Here is a 25399-nt window from a genome sequence, read left to right as displayed (position 1 = left end):
GCGACAATTGGTCACTAAATTTTATGTACCAACTTGTTAATTAGCTTGCTAAGCGCTTAGACTCTCGCCCATTCCACTTGCGAGAACTCTTGGCATGAAACCCATATCGCGCCCTTCACGCGTTTCTCTTTTCCTTCTGGCCGGCTTGGGCGTGGTCATCGCCCTGCTCGGCCTGCTCCTGGCCGCTGGCGGCATCAAGCTGATCAGCCGCGGCGGTTCCTGGTACTTCCTGCTCGGCGGTGCGGCCATGGCCCTGGCCGGCGTGCTGATCGCCCTGCGCAAACCGCTCGGCGCCTGGCTGTTCGCCGCGTTTCTGGCCGCGACCGCGCTCTGGGCGGTGGCCGATGCCGGCCTGGCATTTTGGCCGCTGTTCTCCCGGCTGTTCATGTTCAGCGCCATTGGTTTGGTGGTGGCGTTGGTCTATCCACTGCTGGTGCGTGCCAATGGCGGTGACGGCGGGCGCGGCGCCTATGGCGTGGCGGGTGTCATGGCCGTGCTGCTGGCGGTGACCGTGGGCAACATGTTCGTCGCCCACCCCAGCGTCGCGCCCACCGGCAACGGTCCTGGTCTGACGCCGGTCGACCCTGCCGCCGCGCAGAAGGACTGGGCCCATTACGGCAACACCGAAGGCGGCAGCCGCTTCGCCGCGCTGGACCAGATCAACCGCGACACCGTCGATAAGCTCGAGGTGGCCTGGACCTATCACACCGGCGATGTGGCGATCAGCGACGGCAACGGTGCCGAAGATCAGCTCACCCCCCTGCAGATCGGCAACAAGGTGTTCATCTGCACGCCGCACAACAACCTGATCGCGCTCGATGCCGACACCGGTAAAGCGTTGTGGAAAAACGCCATCAACGCCCAGTCCAAGGTCTGGCAGCGCTGCCGCGGCCTGGCCTACTTCGACGCCAGCGCGCCACTGGCGCAGCCGACCCAGCCCAACAGCACGCCGGTGCCCGTTGCCCAAGTGGCGCCCGGTGCCAACTGCCAGCGCCGCCTGTTGACCAACACCATCGACGGCCGTCTGATCGCCGTGGATGCCGATACCGGCGCGTTCTGCGAAGGCTTCGGCAAGAACGGCCAAGTCGATCTGTTGGAAGGCCTGGGCAACGTCCCCGATTCGTACTACCAACTGTCGTCGGCGCCGCTGATGGCCGGGACCACGGTCGTGGTCGGCGGCCGCGTGGCCGACAACGTGCAGACCGACATGCCGGGCGGCGTGCTGCGCGGCTTCGACGTCATCACCGGGCAGATGCGCTGGGCCTTCGACCCTGGCAATCCCGAACAGCGCGAGGCACCGCAGGCCGGTCAGACTTACGTGCGCAGCACCCCCAACAGTTGGGCACCGATGTCCTACGATCCGGCGATGAACACGGTGTTCCTGCCGATGGGTTCGTCGTCGACCGACATCTATGGCGTCGAACGCACGCGCCTTGACCACACCTACGGCGCATCGGTACTGGCGCTCGACGCCTCCACCGGCAACCAGAAGTGGGTGTACCAGACCGTGCACAACGACCTCTGGGACTTCGACCTGCCCATGCAGCCGAGCCTGATCGACTTCACCCGCGACGACGGCACCACCGTGCCTGCCGTGGTGATCGGCACCAAGGCGGGGCAGATCTACGTGCTCGACCGTGCCACCGGCCAGCCGCTGACCAAAGTCGAGGACGTGCCGGTCAAGCCCGGCAACATCCCCAACGAGCCCTACTCGCCGACCCAGCCCAAATCGGTGGGCATGCCGCAGATCGGCGCACAGACCCTGACCGAGTCGGACATGTGGGGCGCCACGCCCTACGATCAACTGCTGTGCCGCATCGACTTCAAAAGCATGCGTTACGACGGGTTGTACACCGCACCCGGCACCGATCGCTCGCTGAGCTTCCCGGGTTCGCTGGGCGGCATGAACTGGGGCAGCCTGTCGACCGACCCGGTGCATGGTTTCATCTTCGTCAACGACATGCGTTTGGGCCTGTGGGTGCAGATGGTGCCGGCGCAGAAGAACGCGCCTGCCTCGTCGGGCGGCGAAGCGCTGAACACCGGCATGGGCGCGGTACCGCTCAAGGGCACACCGTACGCCGTGAACAAGAACCGCTTCCTGTCGATCGCCGGCATTCCTTGCCAAGCACCACCTTTCGGCACCCTGACCGCCATCGACATGAAGACCCGCCAGGTCGCCTGGCAAGTGCCGGTCGGCACCGTCGAAGACACCGGCCCTTTGGGCATCCGCATGCATCTGCCGATCAACATCGGTTTGCCGACCCTGGGCGGCACCCTGTCGACCCAAGGCGGCCTGGTGTTCATCGCCGGCACCCAGGACTTCTACCTGCGCGCTTACAACAGCGCCAACGGTGAAGAGATCTGGAAGGCCCGTCTGCCGGTAGGCAGCCAAGGCGGCCCGATGACCTACGTGTCGCCCAAGACCGGCAAGCAATACGTGGTGATCACCGCAGGCGGTGCGCGGCAGTCGACGGACCGTGGCGATTATGTGATCGCGTACGCGCTGCCGGAGGGCGAGCAGAAGCGTTGATTGTGGCTATGGCTTGCAGCCAACTATCTTGAGCGATGGTGATTGTGTGAGCGCAGCTGATTCGGCGCTCCGCTTCCCCACCGCATTCATTGATTCGACAGCAAGCCTGTTGTAAAGGGCCAATATCCTATGAAAGTGATTTTACCCATGATCCTCTGGCGCGGGTTCAGTCACGATCCCATGAAGCGGCTTCATCACAATCTTGTAGGAGCGGCTTGAGCCGCGATGGCCGGCGCAGCCGGCCTAATTAAAACGACACTATCGATCTGCTGCATCGCGTTGCTTGGATTGGGCCGGCGATGCCGGCCATCGCGACTGAAGTCGCTCCTACAGATTATTCGGCATCAAATCTGTCCGTAACGGGTCGCGATCTTGTAGAAGGGGCCAGTTCGGCGCTCCTACATGGACGTAGTACGGGCTGGTTGTGCGCGGTCTTGGTTGACGGGCATCAGCCAAGACCGCTTTTCCGTGTCCGCTCCGCTACTGGAGATCAGCTCGAGCGTCGGTCGCCGCCGCTGGCGTTTTTGGCGCAGCCGCATTGGCCCATCTGGCAGGCTTCGCCGTGGGCATGGCCACTGGCGCAGGCATCGCAGCAGTAGCGCTTGCCGCCGCGCTCGACGGCGTGGTTGTCGAGTTCGCAGTTGCAGTGCGGGCAGGCACAGGTCTGGCTGGTCATCGTGCTTTCCTCCAAGGTTTATGTACGTGTCCGGTGGTCCGGTTTCACGCGTTATTCCGGTCGTCCGGAATCCTCATCATCCGACCATGGCTTGCCATCCAGCGGATGGGTATGGGCCAGTTCGGCTTCGTCCTGGCCGTGGCCAGCACCAATCTCGTTGCCATCCACCTCGGTCAGGTCCTGATCGGCGGGGGTCGCAGCGCTACCCAGATCGTGCTGGTCGAGCGCACCATCGTCCGGCAGCAGCGTCTCGGGGCTCATGTCGTCTTCGGTGACGCCATCTTCGTGCACACCTTCGCCCAGCGCTTCGCCACCGGTCATGCCGGCTTCGGCAGCGCGCTCCTGGGGAAACGCCAGATCGGCCTCGGCTTCGGGAAGCTCATCGCCGATGCGGCCTTTGGGAGCATCGTCATCCTCGTTGAAATCGAGGGGGTGGACACTGCCGATGCGGTCCTCGATGGTGTCGATCTCGGTCGGGGTATACGCGCGCTTTTCGTCTGCTTGGGCCATGGGAGGCACTCCATCGAATTTAGTCCATACGGTCGACTGCGCCAGGGACCGAATGATTCAGTTTCTCGCACGTCTTGCCCCGTCCGTTTTATTGAACTCACCTGGTGCGGCCCTGCTCCTAACTGACGGACGTCCATTCCCTTACGGAGCCTACCGTCATGGCCAAGCCGTTGCAGGAGTACCAGCGCAAGCGGAACTTCGCCGCCACGCCCGAACCTGCAGGCACGGGCCGCAAGACCCGCAAGGCCCAGGCATTGCAGTTCTGCATCCAGAAGCATGATGCCAGCCATCTGCATTACGACTTTCGCCTGGAGCTCGACGGCACCCTGAAAAGCTGGGCAATTCCCAAAGGCCCATCGCTGGACCCCAAACAGCGCCGCTTGGCCGTGCATGTGGAAGACCATCCGCTCGACTACGCCAGTTTCGAAGGCTCGATTCCCGAAGGTCACTACGGCGCGGGCGACGTCATCGTCTGGGATCGCGGCATCTGGGAGCCGGAAGGCGACGCCCGTGCGGCCTACGAGAAAGGCAAACTGCGTTTTCGTCTGCAAGGCGAAAAACTGTCGGGCACCTGGAATCTGTTTCGCACGCACTTGGCGGGCAAGAAAGAACAGTGGCTGCTGATCAAGTCGAACGACGAACAAGCACGCAGCGAAGACGACTACAGCATCGTACAGGCGCTTCCCGACAGCGTGCTGAGCGATGCCGTCTTGCCTGGTCGGACCGCCGACGCCGCTGCCCCTGAAACGGGCAAGGCGAAAGCGCCCAGCAAGCGCAGCCGACGCCAAGCGGCCTTGCCGGAGCAGATGAGCCCGCAACTGGCGACGCTGGTGAACGAGCCCCCGGCCGGGGACTGGCGTTACGAAGTGAAGTTCGACGGCTATCGCCTGCTGGCGCGAATCGACGGCAAGGACATCCGATTGTTCACCCGCAACGGCCACGACTGGAGCGCCAAGCTGCCGCGCCAGGTCGAGGCACTGCGCAAGCTCAAACTCAAGTCGGGCTGGCTCGACGGCGAAGTGGTGGTGGTCGACGACGAAGGCGTGGCCGATTTCCAAGCACTGCAAAACGCGTTCGACGCGCATGACGACAGTGCCCTGACCTATTACCTGTTCGACGCGCCTTGGCTCGACGGCCGGGACCTGCGCGACGCCCCATTGCACGAACGCCGCGCCGCGCTGGCAGAGGTGCTGCAGGCCAACGGTTCCGAAGCCCTACGCTTTTCCGAAGATTTCCAGGCGCCGGTCGATTCGTTGCTGGCGAGCGCCTGCCAGTTGCAGCTCGAAGGCCTGATCGGCAAGCGCGCCGACAGCCCTTACCGAGAACGGCGCAGTCACGACTGGATCAAACTCAAGTGCCAGCAGCGTCAGGAATTCATCATCGTCGGTTACACCGACCCCAAGGGCAGTCGTCAGGGCCTGGGCGCCCTGCTCCTGGCGCTGCACGACGACCAAGGCCAATTGCGCTATGCGGGCCGGGTCGGCACCGGTTTCAGCGCGCAGACGCTGCAACACCTGCACGATCGGCTGCACCTTTTGCACGCCGAGCAGCCCGCCCTGCTCAACCCTCCTGCCGGCACAGCCGCACGTGGCGTGCATTGGCTGAGCCCGACCTTACTGGCCGAAGTCGCCTATGCGCAGATGACCCGCGACGGCATCGTGCGCCATGCAGTGTTCCATGGCCTGCGCGAAGACAAGCCTGCCCAAAGCATCGCCCATGAGCAGGCCGAGCCTGCCGTAAGCAAACAACGCTCCAGCACGGCAACGGCCGGACGCCGACCCAACCCTGGCGGCGATCTGCACCTGACCCACCCCGAGCGCGTCATCGATGCCAGCACGGGGGTGACCAAGCGCCGGATCGCCGAGTATTACGCGCAGATAGCCCCTTGGATCATGCCGCACCTGCAACATCGTCCCGTGGCGTTGGTCCGTGCACCGGAGGGGCTGGACGGTGAGCTGTTCTTCCAAAAGCATGCTGCGCACCTCAACCTGCCCGATCTGCGCACCTACGCAAAAGCCGAGGCCGGCCAAGCGGCGATGGTGCTTGGCAGCGCCACTGCCCTGTTGGGCGCGGTGCAGATGAACACCGTCGAGCTGCACACCTGGAACGCTACCGAGACCGCCTTCGACAAGCCCGACCGCTTCGTACTCGACCTCGACCCCGACCCGGCCCTGCCATGGAAGGCCATGATCGAAGCGACCCAACTGACCTTGACCCTGCTCGACACCCTGGGTCTGAAGAGCTTCATCAAGACCAGCGGGGGCAAAGGGCTGCACCTGGTCGTGCCTCTGATCCGCCGTGCCGGATGGGATGAAGTCAGAACCTTCACCCAGGCCATCGTCGAGCATCTGGCCGGGCTCTTCCCCGACCGTCTGAGCGCAGTGGCCGGCCCGAAGAACCGGGTTGGCAAGATTTTCATCGACTACCTGCGCAATGGCTTGGGCGCCACCACCGTGTGTGCCTACTCGCTGCGCGCCCGACCGGGCATGAGCGTGTCGGTGCCCATCGCCCGCGAGGAGATCACGCGCCTGAAGGGCGCCGACCAATGGAACATCGATACGGTGCTCGAACGCCTGACCGACCTCCAGGACCCCTGGGCCGACCTCCACACCACGCGCCAGTCGATCACCAAAGGCATGCGCCGGCAGTTGGGCTTGGATGGATGATCACCACACCCGCCGCCGACACCCTCAACCCCCACCCAACGGACAATGGAACTGAGCCGATGACACGTTGCGCCGCTACCGTCCCGCCGTCGCTCGACACGCTGCTCGACGACTTCGCCGCAAGGCCTGCCGTGCCTGGGCTCGACGCTGCGCTCGAGACGCTGATGCGCTCGCTCCACGGCAGCCACTATGACGCCCTGCCCCTGCCGGGCCAGGGCCGCACCTTGCAACGCTGGCAGACCCTTGCGCGCGTGGCAGGCTGCGACCTGGGCCTGGCCAAGCTCTACGAAGGCCATACCGATGCATTGGCCATCCTGGCCGAGTGCGCACCGCCCAGCTTCGCCCGCGAGGGTATCTGGGGCGTATGGGCGGCCGAACCGCCGGACGCACGGGCGCGGATCGTCGCCCGGGACGGTGACCAGGTGCATCTGGCCGGACGCAAGGCCTGGTGCTCGGGCGCCTTGCAGATCGACCGGGCGCTGATCACGGCCTGGAGCGACGACGATCGTCCGCAATTGGTGGCCATCGACCTCAAGCACCCCGCCCAACGCGTTACCGCCATGGGCTGGCAGGCCGTGGGCATGGCCAGCACGGCAAGCGTCGAGATCGACTTCGACCGCAGCCCCGGCACGGCCATCGGCGCACCCGGCCAGTACCTCGATCGGCCAGGCTTCTGGCAAGGCGGCGGCGGCATCGCAGCCTGCTGGTACGGTGCGACCGAAGCGCTGGCGCGTTACCTGCGTGAGCACTGCCGCACACCGCGTGCCGATGCCCATGCCCAGGCGCACCTGGGCGCGGTGGATGTCGCCTTGCAAGGCGCTCGCCTTGCCCTGCGTGATTGCGCGCACTGGATCGACCGCCATCCAGCGCTCGATGCCGAACGACCGGTGCGGCGCACCCGTGCCCTGGTCGAAGCCGCCGCCGAAGAGGTCATCCATCATGTGGGACGCGCCCTGGGCGCAACGCCCTTCTGTCGCACCGCGCATTTCGCCAGGCTCAGCGCCGACTTGCCTGTCTACCTGCGTCAAAGCCATGCCGAGCGCGACCTCGCCGCTTTGGGCCAACAGCTTGCGCAAAGCGCTTCGGGAGACTGGTCGCTATGAGCGTCGATGCCGATTATTTCGCCAACCTCTACACCGACAACGACGACCCCTGGGCTTTCCGCACCCGCTGGTACGAGCGGCGCAAGCGCGACCTGATCCTGGCCTGCCTGCCCCGCCAACGCTATGCCGGCATCTTCGAACCGGCTTGCGCCAACGGCGAATTGAGCGCATCGCTTGCCGAGCGTTGCGAGCGATTGGTGTGCCAGGACCTCGACCCCAGGGCCGTGGATCTGGCGCACGCACGCTTGAGCGGCTTCGAGCATGTCAGCGTGCAACAGGCGCGCATGCCCGATGACTGGCCGCAAGAGCGCTTCGACCTGATCGTGCTCAGCGAGGTGGGTTATTACCTGTCGGCGCAGGATTGGCTCCAGGTGATCGAACGCGCCCGCGACAGCCTGACCGAAGACGGCGGACTGCTGGCCTGTCACTACCGCCACCCCATCGAGGGTTGCCCACAGACCGGCCCGCAGGTGCAAGCCGCGCTGGCCGACCAGTTGGGCCTGCACCAGGTGGTGCTGCACGACGAAATCGATTTTCAACTGGCCTATTGGGCTCGCCAACCGCGTGCCGTCGACCTCGAGGAGACCTGCTCATGATTGCCGTGGTGATTCCTGCACACAACGAGGCTCGACGTCTGGGGCACTGCCTGCGCGCCGTACAGGCTGCCGCCGCACAGGCGCAGACCCTTGGGCATCGGGTGGAAATCCTGGTGGTGCTCGACCGTTGTCAGGACGGCACCGCAGCGGTCGCCAAGCGCCACGGCGTAGCCACCCTGAGCGTGGATGCCGGTAATGTCGGCGTTGCCCGCCAGGCCGGTGCCCAGCACATGCTCGAACGCGGCGCGCGCTGGCTGGCCTGCACCGACGCCGACAGCAGGGTACCGCCGCACTGGCTCAGCTGGCAGATGCAATGCACTGCGGACGCGGTATGCGGCACCGTGCACATCGAGCGCTGGCAGCCCTGGCAGACCGCTGCGCTACGCGCGCTGTACCGTAGCCGGTATGAAGCGCGTGAGGGTCATCGGCACATTCATGGTGCGAACCTGGGGGTCTGTGCGCGGGCCTACGAGCGGGTGGGCGGTTTCCAACCACTGGCGGCCCATGAAGACGTGCACCTGGTGCAAGCGCTGCAGGCCAGCGGCGCGCAAATCGTCTGGACCGCACGCCATAGCGTGGCCACCAGTAGCCGTGGCGACGCCCGGGCGCGGGAGGGCTTTGGCGACTACCTGGTGAATCTGGCCGCCTGCGAGCCGGTCAAGCCGTTGGCGGCGCATTGACCGGTCGGTGGCGGGCGATTGGGGTCAGGTGAGTGCCGCGACGGCATCGACTTCCACCAGCATGCCGTCCAACGCCAGGCACGGCACGGGAATCAGCGTGCAGACCGGCGCAAGGCGCTCGGCCCAAGCCTGGCCAGCCACCTCGACCCATTCGGCCAAGCGCGCCTGGCTATGGTCGACCACAAGCAACGTCAACTTGCAGACATGTTCCAAGCCGGCGCCCTGGGACGCCAGGGCCGTCGCGAGATTATCCAAGGCCTGTCTGGCCTGTGCGGCGAAGGTCGGTGGCAGATTGCCGTGCGCATCTTCACCACCTTGTCCGGCGACGAACAACAGGCGGCTCCCGGCACGCACCTCGGCAATGTGGGAATAGGCATTGGCGCTAGGGTCGTAGAGCCCGGACGGATTGGCGAGACGAAAAGCTGAAACATCCATGTTGGGATCGCTCTTGGGAAAAATCGAGCGCCTATTAGACCCCACACCCAGGCCGCGTCAAGCAGCGTCCGCACATGAAGCCCAGAAGCATGGAAAGAGCCACGGCTTCATGCAGCCACCCTCGAACGCAAAAGGGTCGCCTGGCACCGGCATGAAACCGGAATGACCAGGCGACCCCGATGAGCCTACCGCTGAAGCGGCATTATGAAGACGGGAACCACGCAGGGGTATCGGACTACTTCTCTTCCAGCACGTCGCGACCTTTGACGACGCGCGGGCCTTTGATCATCCAGCACAGCAGGCCCAGAATCGGCGCCCAGACCACGAATACAATCCACAGCATCTTGCGTTCGGCGCGACGTTCGCTGCCGATGATGTGCCAGATGGCCCAGATGTCCAGCAAGATGATCACCGCCGCGATGATGATCCAGATCGTTCCGATTTCCATATACGTTCTCCCAATGAGCGAGTAGTACGTTCGGTCGCAAGAATGGCCAAGGGTTCCATTTCGATTGGGGTTGCAAAAGCCGTTGCCGCGCGCAGGCAAGCTTTTGTCGCGTCTACTGACAACGGCCCTGCAGGTCATTTGTTACTTAATGGCGTAGTCGATTGACCCACGCCATGGCGTGCCTGGGAAAGGTCGGAGAAGTCCGCCCCGCGCCGCCACACGCACCTCTCGCTTCCTGACTGGGGAACCTTGCGATGAAACGTAGCTTTTTTTGTGTCGACGCCCATGCCTGCGGCAACCCGGTGCGCGTCGTCGCCGCAGGCGCGCCGCTGCTGCCGGCCGTGTCGATGGCCGAGCGCCGCGAGCTGTTCGTAGCCGAGCATGACTGGGTGCGCACCGCGCTGATGTTCGAACCCAGGGGGCACGACATCATGTCGGGCGTGGTGCTCTACCCGTCGGTGCGCAGCGACTGCGACATCGGCGCCCTGTTCATCGAAGTCAGTGGCTGCCTGCCCATGTGCGGGGCAGGCACCATCGGCATGTCGACGGTGGTGATCGAAGAGGGCCTGGTCACGCCGCAGGATCCAGGTACGCTGGCCGTCGAAACCCCTGCAGGCCGGGTCGATGTGGCCTACACCCTGGATGGCGACAAGGTCGACTCGGTCCGTCTGTTCAACGTTGCCAGCTACTTGCATGCAGCCGACGTGGCGGTGCACGTGCCGGGCGTGGGCGAACTGGTGGTGGACATCGCCTATGGCGGCAACTTCTATGCGGTGGTCGAGCCACAGCGCAACTGGTCAGGCCTCGAAGGCATGACCACGGCCGACATCGCCGACCTGAGCCGTGCACTGCGCGCCGCGCTGGCCAAGGTCTGTGACCCGGTCCACCCCGAAAACGAGCGGATCCGCGGCGTGCATCACGCCATCTGGTGCGACGGCGGGCATTCGCCGGCGGCCGATGGCCGCGGGGCCGTGTTCTACGGCGACAAAGCCATCGATCGTTCGCCGGGCGGCACCGGCACCTCCGCGCGCATGGCCCAACTGGTCGGCAAGGGTCGCTTGAAGGTCGGCGATACCTACCGCAACGAGAGCCTGATCGGAACCGTCTTCGAAGGCCGCGTGGAAGCAGCCCAGCAGATCGGCCCCTACGCAGGCATCCGGCCCAGCATCGGCGGTTGGGCGCACATCATCGGTCACAACACGATCTTCGTCGACGACCGGGACCCGCTTCGCCACGGCTTCCAGCTGCCCTGAACACAGCGTTGCCACGCCTGCGTCGGCCAGCGACGTAGGCCCGCCCTCGGTCTGGTGCCGAAGGCGCATGGCGGTGCTGCGGGCGCGGCCGCCCACGCGCCTTCCACATAGTCGCCAGCGCCACGCCGTGCGCCGGTGTTGTCTTTCCCCGACGCCCGCCGCACACTCAGCGCCGTCACGTGCCAGCGGAGTCCAGAGTGGCCACCATTCCCCGTCAGTTCAGCAAAAAGGCCAGCACCAGCAACATGCTGCGGCTCAAGCCCGGTGTGGTCGAGGCGCAGGCGCCCTACCGCGTCGATTTCGTGCTGCTCGAACACTTCTCCATGGCCAGCTTCACGGTGGCCATGGATGTGCTGGTCACCGCCAACCTGCTGCGCGCCGACAGTTTCAGCTTCACGCCGCTGGCGATGTCGGGCGATCGGGTGCTCAGCGACCTGGGCCTGGAATTGATCGCCACCCCCCTGCAACCCCGCGCACTGGAGGGGCATGACCTGCTGGTGGTTTGCGGCGGCCTGCGCACGCCCTTGAAGTACCCGGAGCTGGACCGGCTGCTGGACGATTGCGCACAACACGGCATGGCCCTGGGCGGGCTGTGGAGCGGCGCCTGGTTCCTCGGCCGCGCCGGTGTGCTGGCCGACTATGGCTGCAGCATCCATCCCGAACAACGCGCCAGCCTGGCCGAGCGCAGCCCGCAGACCCGCCTCACCCCGGCCAGCTTCACCCTCGACCGCGACCGGCTCACGGCCGCCAGCCCCAACGGTGCGATGGAGTTGATGCTGGGCCTGGTCCGACGCCTGCATGGCGATGCGTTGGCCGAGGGCGTGGAAGAAATCCTGTCGTTCTCCGGCGCGCGCTACCGGCAGGTCGGCCCAGGGGCGAAGAAGTCCATGAGCCTGCACTTGCGCACCATCGTCGAGCTGATGGAGAACAACCTCGAAGAGACCCTCAGCCTCGACCAACTGGCGGCCTACAGCGGCCGCTCGCGGCGGCAGATCGACCGGCTGTTCCAGGCCCAGCTCGGCACTTCGCCGCGGCGCTACTACATGGAACTGCGCATCACCAAGAGTCGGCGCCTGCTGCAGTACTCGGACCTGTCGGTGATGGAAGTGGCGGTGGCCTGCGGCTTCGTTTCGGTGTCGCACTTCAGCAAGTGCTACGCGGCCTATTTCGGCTATCCGCCTTCGCGCGAGCAGCGCCTGGGCGAGTAGCCTCAGCCGGCCACGTCCGGCAATGCCTGCCGAGCATGGTGCTCGCTCATCCAGCGTTGCAGGTCGGCGGCCGGCATCGGCCGACCCAGCAGGTAGCCCTGACCTTCGTCGCACCCCGCCTCGCGCAGGAATGCGTACTGACCCGGCGTTTCGATGCCTTCGGCGGTGATGCGAAAGCCCAGCGCATGGCCCAGATCGATGATGGCCCGCGCGATCGCCACCGCATCGGCATCGTCCGGCAGGTCCTTGACGAACGCGCGGTCGATCTTCAAATGGTCGATGGGCAAGGCGCGCAGGTAGGCCAGCGACGAATAGCCGGTGCCGAAGTCGTCCACTGCGGTGGCCACGCCCAGCGCTTGCAAGCGCTCGAGCACGGCGAACGCCTGCTGTTGGCTTTCCATCAACACGCTCTCGGTGATCTCCACCTCCAAGAGACTGGCCGCCAGGCCGTGCCGATCCAAGGCATCGCGCAGGCTGGCGACATAGTCGCTGCGTTCGATCTGCAAGGCCGCGACGTTGATCGCCAAGGTGCCGGGCAGGCACCCGGCGTCGCGCCATTGCGCCAGTTGCGCACAGGCCAGGGCCAGCACCTGCTGGCCTATGGGGATGATCAGGCCGGTGCGTTCGGCCAAGGGGATGAACGCCCCCGGTGGGATCAAACCCCGCTCCGGGTCGCGCCAGCGCAACAGCGCCTCGACACCGGTCAGACGACCGTCGGCCAAGGCCAGCTTGGGCTGGTACCACAATTCGAATTCGTCATGCTGCACGGCGCGGCGCAGATCGCGCTCCAGCTCCAGGCGCGCCTGCAAGCGTGCGGTCATGTCGGCGTGGTAGGTGCGCCAGCCGTTGCGGCCGGCTTCCTTGGCCACGTACATGGCGGTGTCGGCGTGGCGCAGCAGGCTGTCGACTTCCATCCCGTGCTGCGGGTACCAGGCCAGGCCTACGCTGCCAGTGATCAGGGTGGCGGTGCCATGCAGGTCGAACGGGCGTTGCAGCGCCGTGAGCAAGGCTTCTACACGCGCCATGACCGCGTCCTGGTTGCCGCGCAGCATGAACGCGAACTCGTCGCCGCCCAGGCGGCACAGCGAGTCCTCCGGGTCCAGGGCCTGCATGAAGCGCTGCGCGGCCTGTGCCAGCAACAGGTCACCCATGGCGTGGCCCAGACTGTCGTTGACTTGTTTGAAGCCGTCGATGTCCAGCATCAATACCGCCAGGCTCTGCCCCTGCTCGAGCGCCCTCGCCAAGCGCTGTTGGAACAGCACGCGGTTGGGCGAACCGGTGATCACGTCGAAATGCGCCAGGCGTTCCAGCTTGGCCCGGGACTCGTCCAGGGCCAGGTTGCGTTCGGCCAAGAGCCGCTGACCACGGGTCAGCTGCGCCACGAACAGGCTGAACAGCAAGGTGCAGCCGATCGCCAGGAGAAACAGTGGCGAGCGCACCGGGTTGGGCTGCGGCCAGCCCCCCAGCGGCGCGGCGACCATCTGCCATGTGCCGCCTGGCACCTCCAGGAGCAGGCTGGCCTTGGGCGCCTCGAAACCCTCGGCGGCGCCCCAGATCATCCCGCCTTGGGCGCCGCGCGCATCGGCGCCACGGATGGCCAGCTCGAAATCCTGGTAGGTGTTCAAGCCGGCCGCACGCAGCAAACGGTCGATGTCGGCCAGCACCGAGACGCTGCCCCAATAGAATTTCACGCCACGGTTGCCGTGCAGGAACACCGGCCGCCGGTAGATCAGCGCCGTACCGCCTTCACGCAGCGCCACCGGGCCGGCCAGCACCGCCTCGCGACGGTCGCGGGCCAGTTGCACCAGCGGGTATTGGTCAGGCAGCAGACGATAGTCGAGGCCGATCACCGCTTGGTTGTCGCCAAGCGGGTAGACCTCGGCGATCACATCGTCCGGCGCCAGGGTGATGCTGCGCATGTAGGGCGACACCCGCAGCGCCTCGCGGGCCATGCTCTGGAAGTGCACCGTGCTGATCTGGCCGTCGGCGATGATCAGTTGCGCCAAGCCTTCGGTCTCGCCGAAGGTGGCGCGCAATTGCGCCTGCAGACCGGCGCCCAGGGCCGAAAGCCGGGCGTTGAGCATGGCCAGGCGCTCGCTCTGGTCGCGCTGGGTGTCCAGATGCCCGAGCAGCAACGACAGGCCCAGCCCGGCCACGGCGAAGGCCAGCGGCAACAGGCGTTGCAGACGGCTGCGGGCACCGGGCAAGGGAATGTCGATGGGCGGCGTTGGGGTCGGGGTGCTCATAGGCCTGCTGATCACTCGATTGCCTGTGTATCGGCAGCGGAACGCTAATGTTGAGCCACACTGGTGTTTTTTCCAGGCTGGGGCCATGCTCCGGCTGAATCGTTACACGATAGCTGACTGCGAGGTGCCTGAACCATGGATCATCTGCTCGATACCCTCTACCCCGCCCCAGAAGACGTCCCGCAGCAATGGCGCCTGGACGAGCCGCTGGAACAGCGCGATTACCTGGTCGCCGGCGAACTGCGGCACTGGGCCGGGCCGCTTGCCACGGTGCGCAGCCCGGTCTGGCTGAAACACCCCGACGGCGAGCGCCAGGTGGTCCTGGGCAGCGCCCCGCTGCTCGATGCCGACACCGCCCTCACCGCCCTGGACGCTGCCGTGCTGGCTTACGACAAGGGCCGCGGGGCCTGGCCGACGATGCGCGTGGGCGAGCGCATCGAGCACGTCGAGCGCTTCCTCGAGCGCATGCGCGGACAGCGCACCGCAGTGGTCAAGCTGCTGATGTGGGAGATCGGCAAACACCTGAAGGACGCCGAAAAGGAATTCGACCGCACCTGCGACTACATCACCGACACCATCGACGCGCTCAAGGCCCTGGACCGCCGCTCCAGCCGCTTCGAGCTCGAACAGGGCACGCTTGGCCAGATCCGCCGCGCGCCGCTGGGCGTGGCGCTGTGCATGGGGCCCTACAACTACCCGCTCAACGAAACCTTCACCACGCTGATTCCGGCGCTGATCATGGGCAACACCGTAGTCTTCAAGCCGGCCAAGTTCGGCGTGCTGCTGATCCGGCCCTTGCTCGAAGCCTTCCGCGACAGCTTCCCGCCTGGGGTGATCAACGTCATCTACGGCCGCGGCCACGACACCGTCAGCGCGTTGATGGCCAGCGGCAAGATCGACGTGTTCGCCTTCATCGGCACGCACAAGGCGGCGGCCGCGCTGAAAAAACTCCACCCGCGCCCGCATCGCCTGCGCGCCGCGCTGGGCCTGGACGCCAAGAACCCTGGCATCGTCCTGCCCCAGGTGGACCTGGACAACGCGGTCGACGAGGCCCTTACCGGTGCCCTGTCGTTCAACGGCCAGCGCTGCACGGCGCTGAAGATCCTGTTCGTGCACGAAGACGTGGTCGACGCGTTCCTGGAGCGCTTCCAGCGCAAGCTCGCGGCGCTCGTCCCAGGCATGCCCTGGACCCCGGGCGTAGCCCTGACGCCGTTGCCCGAACCCGGCAAGATCGACTACCTGCAAGGCCTGGTGGCCGATGCCTGCGAACACGGCGCGCGCGTGCTCAACCCTGAAGGCGGAGCGAGCCGCGGCGCGTTCTTCTACCCGGCGCTGCTCTACCCGGTCAGCCCGGCCATGCGCGTCTACCACGAAGAACAGTTCGGCCCGCTGGTGCCCGTGGTGCCCTTCCGCGACCTCGACACGGTGGTCGACTACGTGCTCGATTCGGACTATGGCCAGCAGTTGAGCCTGTTCGGCAATGACCCGGATACCGTCGGCCGACTGATCGACACCTTCGCCAACCAGGTCGGGCGCATCAACCTCAACACCCAATGCCAGCGCGGCCCCGACACCTACCCCTTCAACGGTCGCAAGAACAGCGCCGAAGGCACCTTGTCGGTACACGACGCATTGCGCGTGTTTTCCATCCGCACCCTGGTGGCGACCCGCTTGCAACCTGCCAACAAAGCGCTGATCGGCGACATCCTCAGGCAGCGCACTTCGAGTTTCCTGACCACCGACTACCTGTTCTGACCGTGCTCGGACGGCGCCACCAGCCGCCGGCTTGAAAGCCTGGCGGCTTTGCCCGAAGCTGGTGGCACGTTGCCTGGAATCCGACATGCGAATCATCGACAAGAATGCTGCGCTGGTGCGCACCCTCACCCCCGCCGAAGACGTGCTGTTGACCGGTTTCGTCGAGGCCAGCCTGGTCGGCCCACAGTTGCTGCAGGCCAACCAGTGGCTGATGAAGGTGCGCAGCGCCAACCACTGGCTGGCGTGCGAGTGCCGCGCCGATGCCGTGCCGGTGCTCAACGTCAGCCTGAACGGCAGCACCGGCACGCTGTTTCTGAAGAACAACCCCGGCACCGCCGAACACGCCCCTGGCTGCCCGTTCAGCAAGGCCATGCGCGACACCCACGATGCCAATGCCGGCAGCACGCCGCCCCCGGCCTGGTTGGCGCCCGACACGCCGCTGCGCCTGTTGAACGACTTCGCCGCCCCCGCCTCGCCCATGCCGGTTGCCGCGCGCGGCCGCGTCGGCACGCCCCAGGACAGTTCGCAACTGGTCTCGCTGCTGCTGACCTGGATCGAAACCAGCGGCTTGAACCTCTACGCCACCCACCTCAAGCACGACCTGACCGCGCAGTTCGCCGCCCTGCGCGCCGTGGCCGCACGCTATCCGCTGTTGGCACGGGTGCCGGCCAGCAACTACCTGGAAACGCGCCTGGACATGAAGCACATGATGATGCTCAAGGCCCGCCTGCGCGACGCCACGGCGTTCGGCACCCACCGCCGCCATGGCCTGCTGCTCGATTGCGTCGAGCGCATCCAAGGGCGCAAGGTCTTCACCACGCGCAGCGAGGACGGCTTCGACTTCCAGGGCCATCACCTGTACTGGGGCGGCAGCCGCACCGACGGGCCGTTGCTGGCCTTGGCGCTGTACTCGCCGACCACGGCAGGCAGCCAGTTCTTTGAGCTGATCCACATCGCCAGCGTGCCGGTGCTGTCGCGCGCGCACCTGTTTCCGGTGTACCGCGACGAAGAACGCGAACCGCTCAAGGCGTTGGTGTCGCTGATCGACTGGATGGCCGGCAAAGGGGTCAAGGTGCAGATGCGCCGGCCGGTGATCGGCGGCCAGGTGATGGACGAGCTGGTGCTGACGTCCGACCAGGACCGGGTGTTGTCGGTATCCTTGCTCGAACAGCCGATCGGCCCGGAGCCGGAGGTGGACACCTTCAAGCGCTATGCCGACTTCAAGAGCCTGGAGACCTTCCGCAAGTACGTGGCCGGCTTCTTCATGCGCGAACGCTGAGGCGCGGATCGAGCCACGGCATTCATTGCAAGGGCGCCGACAGCGGGCGGCGCCGTGCAGGCAGGATGGCGCGAGCCGCCACCCGCACGACGCCATGCCTCAAAACGCGGCTTTGAAGATCGCCTCGATCTCGCTTTGCGCCGCACTGCGCGGGTTGGTCAGGCCACAGGCGTCCTTGAGCGCATTGGCGGCCAGCAATGGCACGTCTTCGACCTTCACGCCCAAGGCACGTAAACCACTGGGAATCTCCACCTCGGCCGAAAGCCGCTCGATGGCCTCGATGGCGGCCGCTGCGCCCTGGCTTGGGTCCATGCCCGCCACCTCGATACCCATTGCATGGGCCACATCGCGCAGGCGCGCGGCGCTGACCTGGGCGTTGAAGCGCTGCACATGGGGCAGCAGCACGGCGTTGCACACACCGTGGGGCAAGTCGTAGAAGCCGCCGAGCTGGTGCGCCATGGCGTGCACGTAGCCCAACGAGGCGTTGTTGAAAGCCATGCCGGCGAGAAACTGCGCATAGGCCATCTGCTCGCGGGCCTGCAGGTCGTCGCCCTGCCTGACCGCCTGGCGCAGGTGCTGGCTGATCAGGCTGACGGCCTTCAGCGCGCAGGCATCGGTGATCGGTGTGGCGGCGGTGGAAACGTAGGCCTCCACGGCGTGGGTCAAGGCGTCCATACCGGTGGCGGCGGTCAGCGAGCGCGGCATGCCGACCATCAACGAGGGATCGTTGACCGAGAGGATGGGCGTGACGTTGCGGTCGACGATGGCCATTTTCACATGGCGCACCTCGTCGGTGATGATGCAGAAGCGGGTCATCTCGCTGGCGGTGCCGGCGGTGGTGTTGATCGCGATCAGCGGCAACTGCGGTTTGCCCGAGCGGTCGACGCCCTCGTAGTCGCCGATGTGCCCGCCGTTGGTCGCACACAGGGCGATACCCTTGGCGCAGTCGTGGGGCGAGCCGCCGCCCAGGGAAATCACACAGTCGCAGCGCTCGCGCTGCAACAGCGCCAGACCCGCCTCGACGTTGGCGACGGTGGGGTTGGGTCTGGCGCCGTCGTAGACCCGCGAATCGATGTCGCGCTCGGCCAGCAGCCCGGCGATGCGCGTCGCCACGCCGGCGCGCGCCAGGCCCTGGTCAGTGACGATCAGCGCTTTGCGCAGGCCGAGGCCGGCGATGGCGGCGATCGCTTCGTCGAGGCAGTCCAGGCCCATGATGTTGACGGCGGGAATGAAAAACGTGCTGCTCATGACGCGGTCCTCGAAGCGGCGGGTAAGGCGCCGAGGATGGGCCTTGGGCCGAGACCCGGTGTTGATCCAGCGCAAGTGATAGCAACACGCCAGTTCGCTCTCGGGCGGACGGCGATCGCCCGCTGGAGTCGCTCGGCGACGCAGACGGCTGGTGTGGCGCCAAGGTATGCCAGCGCAGAGCGATCTTCGACCACGGCTGGCGCCGCCGCTTGCTCACGCTGCGGCGCGGGCGCAGGCGGCGCTTTCCCAAGCGCGCACTGCCTCGACCCATTCGGTGACTTCGCGACATTTCTGCCTGGCCAGCGACGACGCAGTCTCTTCAGCGCCCACGAACGCCGTTTCGCCATAAGGCAGCGGGCACGACGGCGCGACCCACAGTCGTTCGCCCAGACGTGCGGCGGCATGGCGCAACAGCGTCTGCGTTTGCGCGGCGTCACCCGGCTGCGCATTGCCGCCGCTGACGACGCCGAGCGACAGTATCTTGTAGGCCGGCAGCCGATCGACGAGGGTCGGGTATTGCTCGGGCGCGCTCACCAAATCGATGTGCAAGCCGTCCACCGGCAGGTTGGCGGCCAGGCCCAGGTTGTCGGCCAATGCGCCATGGCAGGTGGCCACGAGCTTTTTCAGCGGTGCACGCTGAAGCATGTTGTAGACCCGCTCGTAGGCGTTCTTCCAGGCCTGGGGCAAGGCTTGAGCGAGGATCGGCTCGTCGATCTGCACCCACTCCACCCCTTGTGCGGCCAGTTGATTGAACAGCGTGTCGTAGAGCGGCAGCAGACGGTCGATCAGGGTCAACGGGTCGAACGCCGCGCCGGCTCTCTCACTCGACCACAGGTAAGACAGCGGGCCCAGCAGCACCGGTTTGACGGCATGCCCAAGCGCTTGCGCCTGTTTGATCGCTTCCAGCAGCCAGGCACTGTGCAACGTGAAGGACGACGCGGCGGTCAAAGGCGCGAGTTGGCGCAGCGCGGCTTCACCGAACGTTGTCCGTGAGGCCTCGCCAGCGCGGCACCCGTCCCTGGCCGCCAAGTCGAAGAGCGCTGCAAGCGTCGGCTGCGCCTCGGTGGCCGATTGCCGCGGCGCGGGAACGAGCCCGAAGGTCAACGCCTGGGTCAGGACCGGATCGAACCCGATGCCATCGCCCACCGACACCAGAGACATGCCGGCGTCGCACTCGGCTTGCCATTGCTCGGCGCGGCGGCACGCGACGAAGGCCTGCAATCGGGCTGCATCGCGCTCCCCCAGGCACCAGGCTGTGTACAGGGCCTCGAGTTGCAGGTCGTGGGCGGCGCGTGCGAAGCCCAGAGTGTGTGCCAGTGCCATGCGGTTCGATCTCGTGTGCGGTGGATGCAATGGCAGGCATTGTCCCGACGCTGGCGCGGTGAAACAAACTCATAAACTTCGCGATGAACGTTAAAGTTGCTCAACTTGAAGCGCGGCGTCCTGAGGCTCGTTGCACTCCTGTTCCGAACTGGAGCAGCCCGGACGGGTCAGTTGCGCTGTCACCGAGCAGTGCACCGCTGCGCCTACAGGGAGTTCGCATGTCTATTTCACATGGCGCCAGCGCCTATCGTCACGCCACTCGCCTGACCTTCTTCACGCTGGGCTTCACCATGGCCGCCTGGGCGCCGCTGGTGGCTTACGCCAAGCAGCGCCTGGGCCTGGGCGACGGGGCCTTCGGCAGTCTGCTGCTGTGCATCGGCCTGGGTTCGTTGCTGGCCATGCCGTTCGCCGGGCGCTTGGCCCAGGCGCTGGGCTTGCGCAGGGTTCTGCAACTGGCAGGTATGGCGTTCAGCGCATCGCTGGTGGCGCTGGCGCTGATCGAAACGCCTTGGGCATTTGCGCTGACGTTGTTGCTGTTCGGCGCCTGCCTTGGGATGGGTGACATCTGCATGAATCTGCACGCCGCCATGGTCGAAAAGGCCGCCGACACACCGCTGATGTCAGGCTTTCATGGCGTGTTCAGCGTGGGCGCCTTTGCCGGTGCGGCAGGCGTGACGGCACTGCTCAAGCAGGGCCTGACGCCCTGGCAAGCAGCCCTGTGCGCAGCTCTACTGGCGCTGGCGCTCCTGGCCTTGGCTTATCGCTATCAGATTGCCCGTTTGGACGCGCTGGACGATGCGCGTTTCCAATGGCCCAAAGGCATCGTGGTGGTGCTGTCCCTGCTGGCGTTCATCGCCCTGCTGGTCGAAGGGGCGATGCTCGACTGGAGCGCGCTGTACCTGAGCGACGTGCACGAGGTGGACCTGGCTTCTGCGGGCATCGCCTACAGCCTGTTCACCCTGGCCATGGCCTGTGTCCGTCTGGTGGGCGATCGTCTGGCGCAGTGGCTGGGCGATACCCGTCTGCTGGTTGGCGGGGCCTTGCTGTCGCTCGTAGGGCTGGTGATGGCGCAGACCCTGCCGTTGAACGGCGCCTTGCTGGGCTTCGGCCTGGCGGGTCTGGGCCTGGCGAATGCGGTGCCGGTACTGTTCCGCGCAGCCCTGCGCCAGACACGCATGGCTGCCGCGAGTGGCCTCAGCGCGGTGGCGACCCTGGGTTACCTGGGCATTCTGCTCGGGCCGGGGTTCATCGGCCACCTGGCGCAGTGGTCTTCGCTGCATGGGGCGTTCTGGGCGCTGGCAGGCGCTCTGGGCGTGGTGGTGGCGCTGGGGCGAACGGCGGTCACCCTGGAACGCTCGGCCGCCTGAGCCGGCCGTTCGATCCGCTGGCGCCGCTGCGCCAAATCCGATCAACTGGCGCTCGGCGTCATCGCCGAACGCGGCGCCGCTTGCAGATCCCCACGATAGTTGCGGGTTTCCGGCATACCCAGCCAGACCAGGCAGAAAGCGACGGCGGCGATGGCAGCCAAGGTCAGGAACGCCGCGTCGTAGCCTTGGCTCTGCACCACCAACCCCGCCAAGCCCGGGCTCAGCGCCGCCCCCAGGCCGAACGCCGCCGATAGCGCCCCCAGGCTGACGTTGAAGCGGCCGGTGCCTTGGGTCAGGTCCTTGACCACCACCGGGAACAGCGCACCGAACACGCCGGCACCGATACCGTCGAGCAGTTGCACGCCGACCAGCCAGAAGGGGTTGTCGGAGAACACGTAGAGCGCGCCGCGCAGTGGCAGAATCAGGAAGCCGGCCAACAGCAGCGGTTTGCGCCCCCAAGCGTCGGCCTTGAGCCCGACCAGCATGGCGACCGGCACCATCACCAATTGCGCGGCGACGATGCAGGCGGAAGTCAACGGCGTGGCCAGGTGCAGGTTGACCTGCGCCAGCTTCTGGCTCACCAACGGCAACATCGCCGCATTGGCCAAGTGGAACAGCGCGCAGCAGACGGCGAACACCAGCAACGGCCGGTTGCCCAGCAGAACCCTGATGCCCGAGGCCTGATGGCTGTCGCTGTCGCTTTCGCTGAAACCGCGCGCCACGTCATGGTCGATGGCCTCGCCCCGCACCAGGCTCACGGCGACGATGCTGCCCAGGGTCATCGCGGCCATCAGATAGAACACCACCACAGGGCCATACAGCCACGCCAACACCCCGGCCAACAACGCCGAGAAGGCATTGCCGGCATGGTTGAAGGTTTCGTTGCGGCCGGTACGGCGGGTGAAGGCTTTCGGGCCGGCGATCCCTAAGGAAATGGCGGCGATGGCCGGTGCGAATACCGAGCCTGCCATGGCACTCAGGGTCTGGGTGATGGCCACCAGGCTGAACGAGGTCACGAACGGCAGCAGCAGACAACTGCCGGTGACCACCAGAGCGGCCACCACGACCACCGTGCGTTTGGCACGGACGCGGTCGATCAGCGCGCCGGCCGGCGTTTGCGTGAGCAAGGCAGCGATGCCGGCCAGGCTCATCACTAGACCGATGCTGGCCGGCTCCCACTTGTGCACCGCGAGCAAATAGATGGCCAGGTACGGCCCCAGGCCGTCGCGCACATCGGCCAGGAAGAAGTTGAGCCAATCGAGGGAACGTTGGTCGCGACGTTGCATGGTGGGTGGCACTCAAGGGGTGGTTTCAGCGTAGACCTGGCCGCTGAAACGAACGTTCTTCACCCTCGAATGAATATTTATGCAGTCGGTGTGCAGTTGGCCAATCCAATGCATCGAGCAGCCGTAAAGGCCTGAATGGCAGGCCTCGCAGCCACAGTGTTCCATGTGACCGCGTGCAGTTTTGCGCTAGCGCCGGCCGGGCGCCCACATTCACTGAACCTGATCGCGGGCGGGCACGGCATGCGCCAGATCGGCCCGGCCAGGTTCCACCCGATGGAAGGTCACCGGCACCGCCTTTGACGCAGGAACCTTGCTGCGCTCGGCATGGTGCCACAGCGGCACCAGCGGGTTGCATTCCGGGTAATATCCGGCCGCGCACCCTTGGGGAATGTCGTAGGCGATGATCTGCAAAGGGCCGACCTCGCGACGCACCTCAGGTTCGACAGCCGTGCGCACTTTGACCCAGTCACCCGGCGCGAAGCCCAGGCGGACCACGTCGTCGCGGTTCATGAACACCACGCTGCGCGTGCCGCTGACGCCGCGGAAGCGGTCGTCGTAGCCATACACGGTGGTGTTGAACTGGTCGTTGCTGCGCAACGTCATCAGGTTCAGCACCTCGCGGCGCTCGCCGACAAGCGCGGCGTCCGGATTCTCTTCAAGGTCCGTCGGCGTGGTGAAGCGCGCCTTGCCGGTTTCGGTGTGCCACTCACGCTTGCAAGCACCCAGCGGGCGGTGAAAGCCGCCACGCTCCCACATGCGGGTTTCCATGTCGTGGAAAATCTCCGGGTAGGTTTCGCTGATGCCTTTGCGGATCAGCGCATAGTCGTGCCGCCAGGCGTCCCACGGCACATGGCACTCAACGCCCAAGGTCTGTTCGGCAATGCCTGCGATGATGGCCACCTCCGAACGCAGCATATCCCCAGCCGGCTCGGTCGTGCCCTGCCAGGCGCGCATGCAGCCGGTGCTGTCCTCGGTGCTGTACACCTGCTCGCGCCCGTCCTGACGGTCGATCTCGATGTGACCCAGGCAAGGCAGCAGCCAGGTCTGCCCGCCAGGCACCAGGTGGGTGCGGTTGAGCTTGGTGGCCACCTGCACGTTCAACGACAGGTCGGCCCAGGCCGGTTCCATGCGGTCGGTGTCGGGCACGGCACGCAGGAAGTTGCCACCCAGGCCGATGAAGCCTTTGACCGTGCCATTGAGGATGCCCTCGCAGGTGTCGACGGTGGCCAGACCTTTCTTTTCCGGAACCGCGATGTTGTACAGCGCGCGCAGCTTGTCGACCGGCACCTTCTGCGGGTCTTCGGTAATGCCCACCGTGCGCTGGCCCTGCACGTTGGAATGGCCGCGCACCGGGCACACACCCGCGCCGGTCTTGCCGATGTTGCCGCGCAGCAGGAGCAGGTTGACCATCATCTGCACGTTTTCCACGCCCTTGCGGTGCTGAGTCATGCCCATGCCCCAGATCACCATCACCCGCTGGCTGCGGGCATACACGGTGGCCGCCGCTTCCAGTGCAGCGCGGCTCAGGCCGCTGTGCTGCTCCAGATCGATCCAGTCTTGCGCCTCGACCCAGGCGCGCAGCGCTTCCAGTCCATCGGTGTGCTGGGCGATGAAATCGTCGTCCAACACCGCTGCGCGTCCGGCTGCGCGTGCGTGTCTGTCCAGCTCGAATATCGCTTTGATGATGCCGGTGATCGCCGCCAGGTCGCCGCCGATGCGCACTTGATGGTATTGGGTGCTGATCACGGTGGAGTCGGGGCCGAGCATTTCCATCGGTGACTGCGGGTTGACGAAACGTTCCAGCCCACGCTCGCGCAACGGGTTGAAGGTGATGATCGGCACGTGGCGTTTGCGCGCTTCCTGCAGCGGGTGAAGCATGCGCGGGCTGTTGCTGCCCACGTTCTGCCCGAAGAAGAAGATGCAATCGGTGTGCTCGAAGTCTTCCAGGGTCACGGTGCCAACGGGCACCCCAATGCTCTCCTGCAGGCCCACCGAGGTGCTTTCGTGGCACATGTTGGAACTGTCGGGCAGGTTGTTGCTGCCATAGGCGCGGGCGAACAGTTGGTACATGAACGAGGCTTCGAGCGAGGCGCGGCCGGAAGCGTAGAACACCACCTGCTCGGGCGGCAGGTGTTTCAGCTGCTCGCCGATGCCCGCGTAAGCCTCGGCCCAAGTGGTGGTGCGGTAGCGGTCCGTGGCCGGATCGTAGCGCAGCGGATGGGTCAGGCGCCCGTGTTGCTCCAGGTCGTGGTCGTTCCAGGTACGCAGCTCGCTCAAGGTGTGCCGCTCGAAGAAGTCCGGCCCCGTGCGCAGGCGGGTGATCTCCCACGCCGTGGCCTTGGCACCGTTCTCACAGAACTCCAGGGCGTGAGGGTCTCCCGGTTTGCCCCAGGCGCAACTGACGCAGGCGAATCCTTTGGGTTTGTTCTGCTTGAACAATGCCAACGGCCCCTGCGCCAGCGCCTGTTCGCGCCACAGGATCTGCATGACCGAACGCGCCGAGCCCCAGCCACCGGCGGCTGACAGGTAAGGCTTGAAGTGAGCGGTGGGGTGGATGAGCGACATGGCACGCCTCGGGCGATGTGATGGTGGGGTCATGGTTTCGAAGGTACCGCGCCAATGAAAGTTCAAGCGCACGCCGGTGGCCGGCAAACCAGGCGCTGCCTGTTCATCGGCGTTGCATGCCGCCAACCAGCGCGGTAACGATGCCAAATCCAGTGGTCGGCAAGCTGCGGGCGGCCTGGAACTCATGGCCCATGGCCAGACTCTGCCGAATATTCAGCGCGACCA

At 65.9% G+C, this 25399-nt stretch carries 19 protein-coding genes; 10 read left to right on the top strand and 9 right to left on the bottom strand.

Annotated elements, in window-relative coordinates; all coding sequences use genetic code 11:
- The first annotated feature begins 94 nt into the window (after window positions 1–94).
- Window positions 95–2530, top strand: coding sequence for a glucose/quinate/shikimate family membrane-bound PQQ-dependent dehydrogenase (locus AA0Z93_RS18640; RefSeq protein WP_413047486.1), 2436 nt, complete (start codon window positions 95–97; stop codon window positions 2528–2530).
- Window positions 2531–3020: 490 nt separating this feature from the next.
- On the opposite strand, the gene AA0Z93_RS18635 is transcribed toward AA0Z93_RS18640, so the two are convergent.
- Window positions 3021–3206, bottom strand: coding sequence for a metallothionein (locus tag AA0Z93_RS18635; protein WP_413047487.1), 186 nt, complete (start codon window positions 3204–3206; stop codon window positions 3021–3023).
- Window positions 3207–3257: 51 nt separating this feature from the next.
- Window positions 3258–3716 carry a phosphotransferase system, HPr-related protein gene (locus tag AA0Z93_RS18630; protein ID WP_413047488.1) on the bottom strand — a complete coding sequence of 153 codons (459 nt, stop codon included), beginning with the start codon at window positions 3714–3716 and terminating at the stop codon, window positions 3258–3260.
- Window positions 3717–3874: 158 nt separating this feature from the next.
- Here AA0Z93_RS18630 and ligD point away from each other — a divergent pair, with 158 nt between their 5' ends.
- The 4 genes from ligD to AA0Z93_RS18610 are packed head-to-tail and all read left to right on the top strand — an operon-like array spanning window position 3875 to window position 8761.
- Window positions 3875–6382 (top strand): DNA ligase D, encoded by a 2508-nt coding sequence (gene ligD, locus AA0Z93_RS18625; RefSeq protein WP_413047489.1) that lies wholly within the window; start codon window positions 3875–3877, stop codon window positions 6380–6382.
- A 59-nt stretch (window positions 6383–6441) separates the two neighbouring features.
- Complete coding sequence (locus tag AA0Z93_RS18620; protein ID WP_413047490.1) at window positions 6442–7485, top strand: acyl-CoA dehydrogenase; 1044 nt, start codon at window positions 6442–6444, stop codon at window positions 7483–7485.
- The gene (locus AA0Z93_RS18615; protein WP_413047491.1) at window positions 7482–8081 is read left to right on the top strand and encodes a class I SAM-dependent methyltransferase; all 600 of its coding nucleotides are present in this window, start codon (window positions 7482–7484) and stop codon (window positions 8079–8081) included. Before AA0Z93_RS18620 ends, AA0Z93_RS18615 begins: the two co-directional genes overlap by 4 nt.
- Window positions 8078–8761: a glycosyltransferase gene (locus AA0Z93_RS18610; protein WP_413047492.1), complete on the top strand. Its 684-nt coding sequence runs from the start codon at window positions 8078–8080 to the stop codon at window positions 8759–8761. The genes AA0Z93_RS18615 and AA0Z93_RS18610 overlap by 4 nt, the downstream gene beginning before the upstream one ends.
- A gap of 24 nt (window positions 8762–8785) precedes the next feature.
- Here the strand turns inward: AA0Z93_RS18610 and AA0Z93_RS18605 are convergent, their stop codons facing one another.
- Together AA0Z93_RS18605 and AA0Z93_RS18600 are read right to left on the bottom strand one after the other, a co-directional pair.
- Window positions 8786–9196, bottom strand: a complete 411-nt coding sequence (locus AA0Z93_RS18605; RefSeq protein ID WP_413047493.1) for a RidA family protein — start codon at window positions 9194–9196, stop codon at window positions 8786–8788.
- Window positions 9197–9431: 235 nt separating this feature from the next.
- Window positions 9432–9644, bottom strand: a complete 213-nt coding sequence (locus AA0Z93_RS18600; RefSeq protein WP_413047494.1) for a PLD nuclease N-terminal domain-containing protein — start codon at window positions 9642–9644, stop codon at window positions 9432–9434.
- Window positions 9645–9898: 254 nt separating this feature from the next.
- Here AA0Z93_RS18600 and AA0Z93_RS18595 point away from each other — a divergent pair, with 254 nt between their 5' ends.
- Window positions 9899–10897, top strand: a complete 999-nt coding sequence (locus AA0Z93_RS18595) for a 4-hydroxyproline epimerase (protein ID WP_413047495.1) — start codon at window positions 9899–9901, stop codon at window positions 10895–10897.
- Between the two features lie 245 nt (window positions 10898–11142).
- On the top strand, window positions 11143–12105 hold the full coding sequence (locus AA0Z93_RS18590) for a GlxA family transcriptional regulator (RefSeq protein WP_413048402.1): 963 nt from the start codon (window positions 11143–11145) through the stop codon (window positions 12103–12105).
- A gap of 2 nt (window positions 12106–12107) precedes the next feature.
- Here AA0Z93_RS18590 and AA0Z93_RS18585 read toward each other — a convergent pair whose 3' ends face one another.
- A complete protein-coding gene (locus AA0Z93_RS18585) occupies window positions 12108–14351 on the bottom strand; it encodes a putative bifunctional diguanylate cyclase/phosphodiesterase (protein WP_413047496.1) in 2244 nt (747 codons plus the stop codon).
- 135 nt (window positions 14352–14486) lie between these two features.
- Here AA0Z93_RS18585 and AA0Z93_RS18580 point away from each other — a divergent pair, with 135 nt between their 5' ends.
- Together AA0Z93_RS18580 and AA0Z93_RS18575 are read left to right on the top strand one after the other, a co-directional pair.
- Entirely contained in the window at window positions 14487–16106 is a 1620-nt protein-coding gene (locus AA0Z93_RS18580) for an NADP-dependent glyceraldehyde-3-phosphate dehydrogenase (protein WP_413047497.1), read from the top strand.
- A gap of 85 nt (window positions 16107–16191) precedes the next feature.
- On the top strand, window positions 16192–17385 hold the full coding sequence (locus AA0Z93_RS18575) for a hypothetical protein (RefSeq protein WP_413047498.1): 1194 nt from the start codon (window positions 16192–16194) through the stop codon (window positions 17383–17385).
- A 99-nt stretch (window positions 17386–17484) separates the two neighbouring features.
- Here the strand turns inward: AA0Z93_RS18575 and yiaY are convergent, their stop codons facing one another.
- Entirely contained in the window at window positions 17485–18633 is a 1149-nt protein-coding gene (gene yiaY, locus AA0Z93_RS18570) for an L-threonine dehydrogenase (protein WP_413047499.1), read from the bottom strand.
- A gap of 213 nt (window positions 18634–18846) precedes the next feature.
- Window positions 18847–19956: a hypothetical protein gene (locus AA0Z93_RS18565; RefSeq protein ID WP_413047500.1), complete on the bottom strand. Its 1110-nt coding sequence runs from the start codon at window positions 19954–19956 to the stop codon at window positions 18847–18849.
- A gap of 218 nt (window positions 19957–20174) precedes the next feature.
- On the opposite strand from AA0Z93_RS18565, the gene AA0Z93_RS18560 reads away from it, so the two are divergent.
- Window positions 20175–21323, top strand: a complete 1149-nt coding sequence (locus tag AA0Z93_RS18560; protein ID WP_413047501.1) for an MFS transporter — start codon at window positions 20175–20177, stop codon at window positions 21321–21323.
- 41 nt (window positions 21324–21364) lie between these two features.
- Here AA0Z93_RS18560 and AA0Z93_RS18555 read toward each other — a convergent pair whose 3' ends face one another.
- Both AA0Z93_RS18555 and AA0Z93_RS18550 read right to left on the bottom strand, forming a co-directional pair.
- Window positions 21365–22609: an MFS transporter gene (locus AA0Z93_RS18555; protein WP_413047502.1), complete on the bottom strand. Its 1245-nt coding sequence runs from the start codon at window positions 22607–22609 to the stop codon at window positions 21365–21367.
- 210 nt (window positions 22610–22819) lie between these two features.
- On the bottom strand, window positions 22820–25174 hold the full coding sequence (locus AA0Z93_RS18550; protein WP_413047503.1) for an FdhF/YdeP family oxidoreductase: 2355 nt from the start codon (window positions 25172–25174) through the stop codon (window positions 22820–22822).
- Between the last annotated feature and the right edge of the window lie 225 nt (window positions 25175–25399).

This window comes from Pseudomonas phoenicis, assembly GCF_047302395.1.
In the GTDB taxonomy this organism is placed as follows: Bacteria; Pseudomonadota; Gammaproteobacteria; order Pseudomonadales; family Pseudomonadaceae; genus Aquipseudomonas.
The sequence above is the reverse complement of the archived record's forward strand: the minus strand, read 5'-3'. Positions and strand labels throughout refer to the sequence as shown.

Excerpts from the sequence above, each read along its gene's own strand:
- AA0Z93_RS18640 (WP_413047486.1), top strand. The coding sequence starts at position 95 with ATGAAACCCATATCGCGCCCTTCACGCGTTTCTCTTTTCCTTCTGGCC.
- AA0Z93_RS18635 (WP_413047487.1), bottom strand. The coding sequence starts at position 3,206 with ATGACCAGCCAGACCTGTGCCTGCCCGCACTGCAACTGCGAACTCGAC.
- AA0Z93_RS18630 (WP_413047488.1), bottom strand. The coding sequence starts at position 3,716 with ATGGCCCAAGCAGACGAAAAGCGCGCGTATACCCCGACCGAGATCGAC.
- ligD (WP_413047489.1), top strand. The coding sequence starts at position 3,875 with ATGGCCAAGCCGTTGCAGGAGTACCAGCGCAAGCGGAACTTCGCCGCC.
- AA0Z93_RS18620 (WP_413047490.1), top strand. The coding sequence starts at position 6,442 with ATGACACGTTGCGCCGCTACCGTCCCGCCGTCGCTCGACACGCTGCTC.
- AA0Z93_RS18615 (WP_413047491.1), top strand. The coding sequence starts at position 7,482 with ATGAGCGTCGATGCCGATTATTTCGCCAACCTCTACACCGACAACGAC.
- AA0Z93_RS18610 (WP_413047492.1), top strand. The coding sequence starts at position 8,078 with ATGATTGCCGTGGTGATTCCTGCACACAACGAGGCTCGACGTCTGGGG.
- AA0Z93_RS18605 (WP_413047493.1), bottom strand. The coding sequence starts at position 9,196 with ATGGATGTTTCAGCTTTTCGTCTCGCCAATCCGTCCGGGCTCTACGAC.
- AA0Z93_RS18600 (WP_413047494.1), bottom strand. The coding sequence starts at position 9,644 with ATGGAAATCGGAACGATCTGGATCATCATCGCGGCGGTGATCATCTTG.
- AA0Z93_RS18595 (WP_413047495.1), top strand. The coding sequence starts at position 9,899 with ATGAAACGTAGCTTTTTTTGTGTCGACGCCCATGCCTGCGGCAACCCG.
- AA0Z93_RS18590 (WP_413048402.1), top strand. The coding sequence starts at position 11,143 with ATGCTGCGGCTCAAGCCCGGTGTGGTCGAGGCGCAGGCGCCCTACCGC.
- AA0Z93_RS18585 (WP_413047496.1), bottom strand. The coding sequence starts at position 14,351 with ATGAGCACCCCGACCCCAACGCCGCCCATCGACATTCCCTTGCCCGGT.
- AA0Z93_RS18580 (WP_413047497.1), top strand. The coding sequence starts at position 14,487 with ATGGATCATCTGCTCGATACCCTCTACCCCGCCCCAGAAGACGTCCCG.
- AA0Z93_RS18575 (WP_413047498.1), top strand. The coding sequence starts at position 16,192 with ATGCGAATCATCGACAAGAATGCTGCGCTGGTGCGCACCCTCACCCCC.
- yiaY (WP_413047499.1), bottom strand. The coding sequence starts at position 18,633 with ATGAGCAGCACGTTTTTCATTCCCGCCGTCAACATCATGGGCCTGGAC.
- AA0Z93_RS18565 (WP_413047500.1), bottom strand. The coding sequence starts at position 19,956 with ATGGCACTGGCACACACTCTGGGCTTCGCACGCGCCGCCCACGACCTG.
- AA0Z93_RS18560 (WP_413047501.1), top strand. The coding sequence starts at position 20,175 with ATGTCTATTTCACATGGCGCCAGCGCCTATCGTCACGCCACTCGCCTG.
- AA0Z93_RS18555 (WP_413047502.1), bottom strand. The coding sequence starts at position 22,609 with ATGCAACGTCGCGACCAACGTTCCCTCGATTGGCTCAACTTCTTCCTG.
- AA0Z93_RS18550 (WP_413047503.1), bottom strand. The coding sequence starts at position 25,174 with ATGTCGCTCATCCACCCCACCGCTCACTTCAAGCCTTACCTGTCAGCC.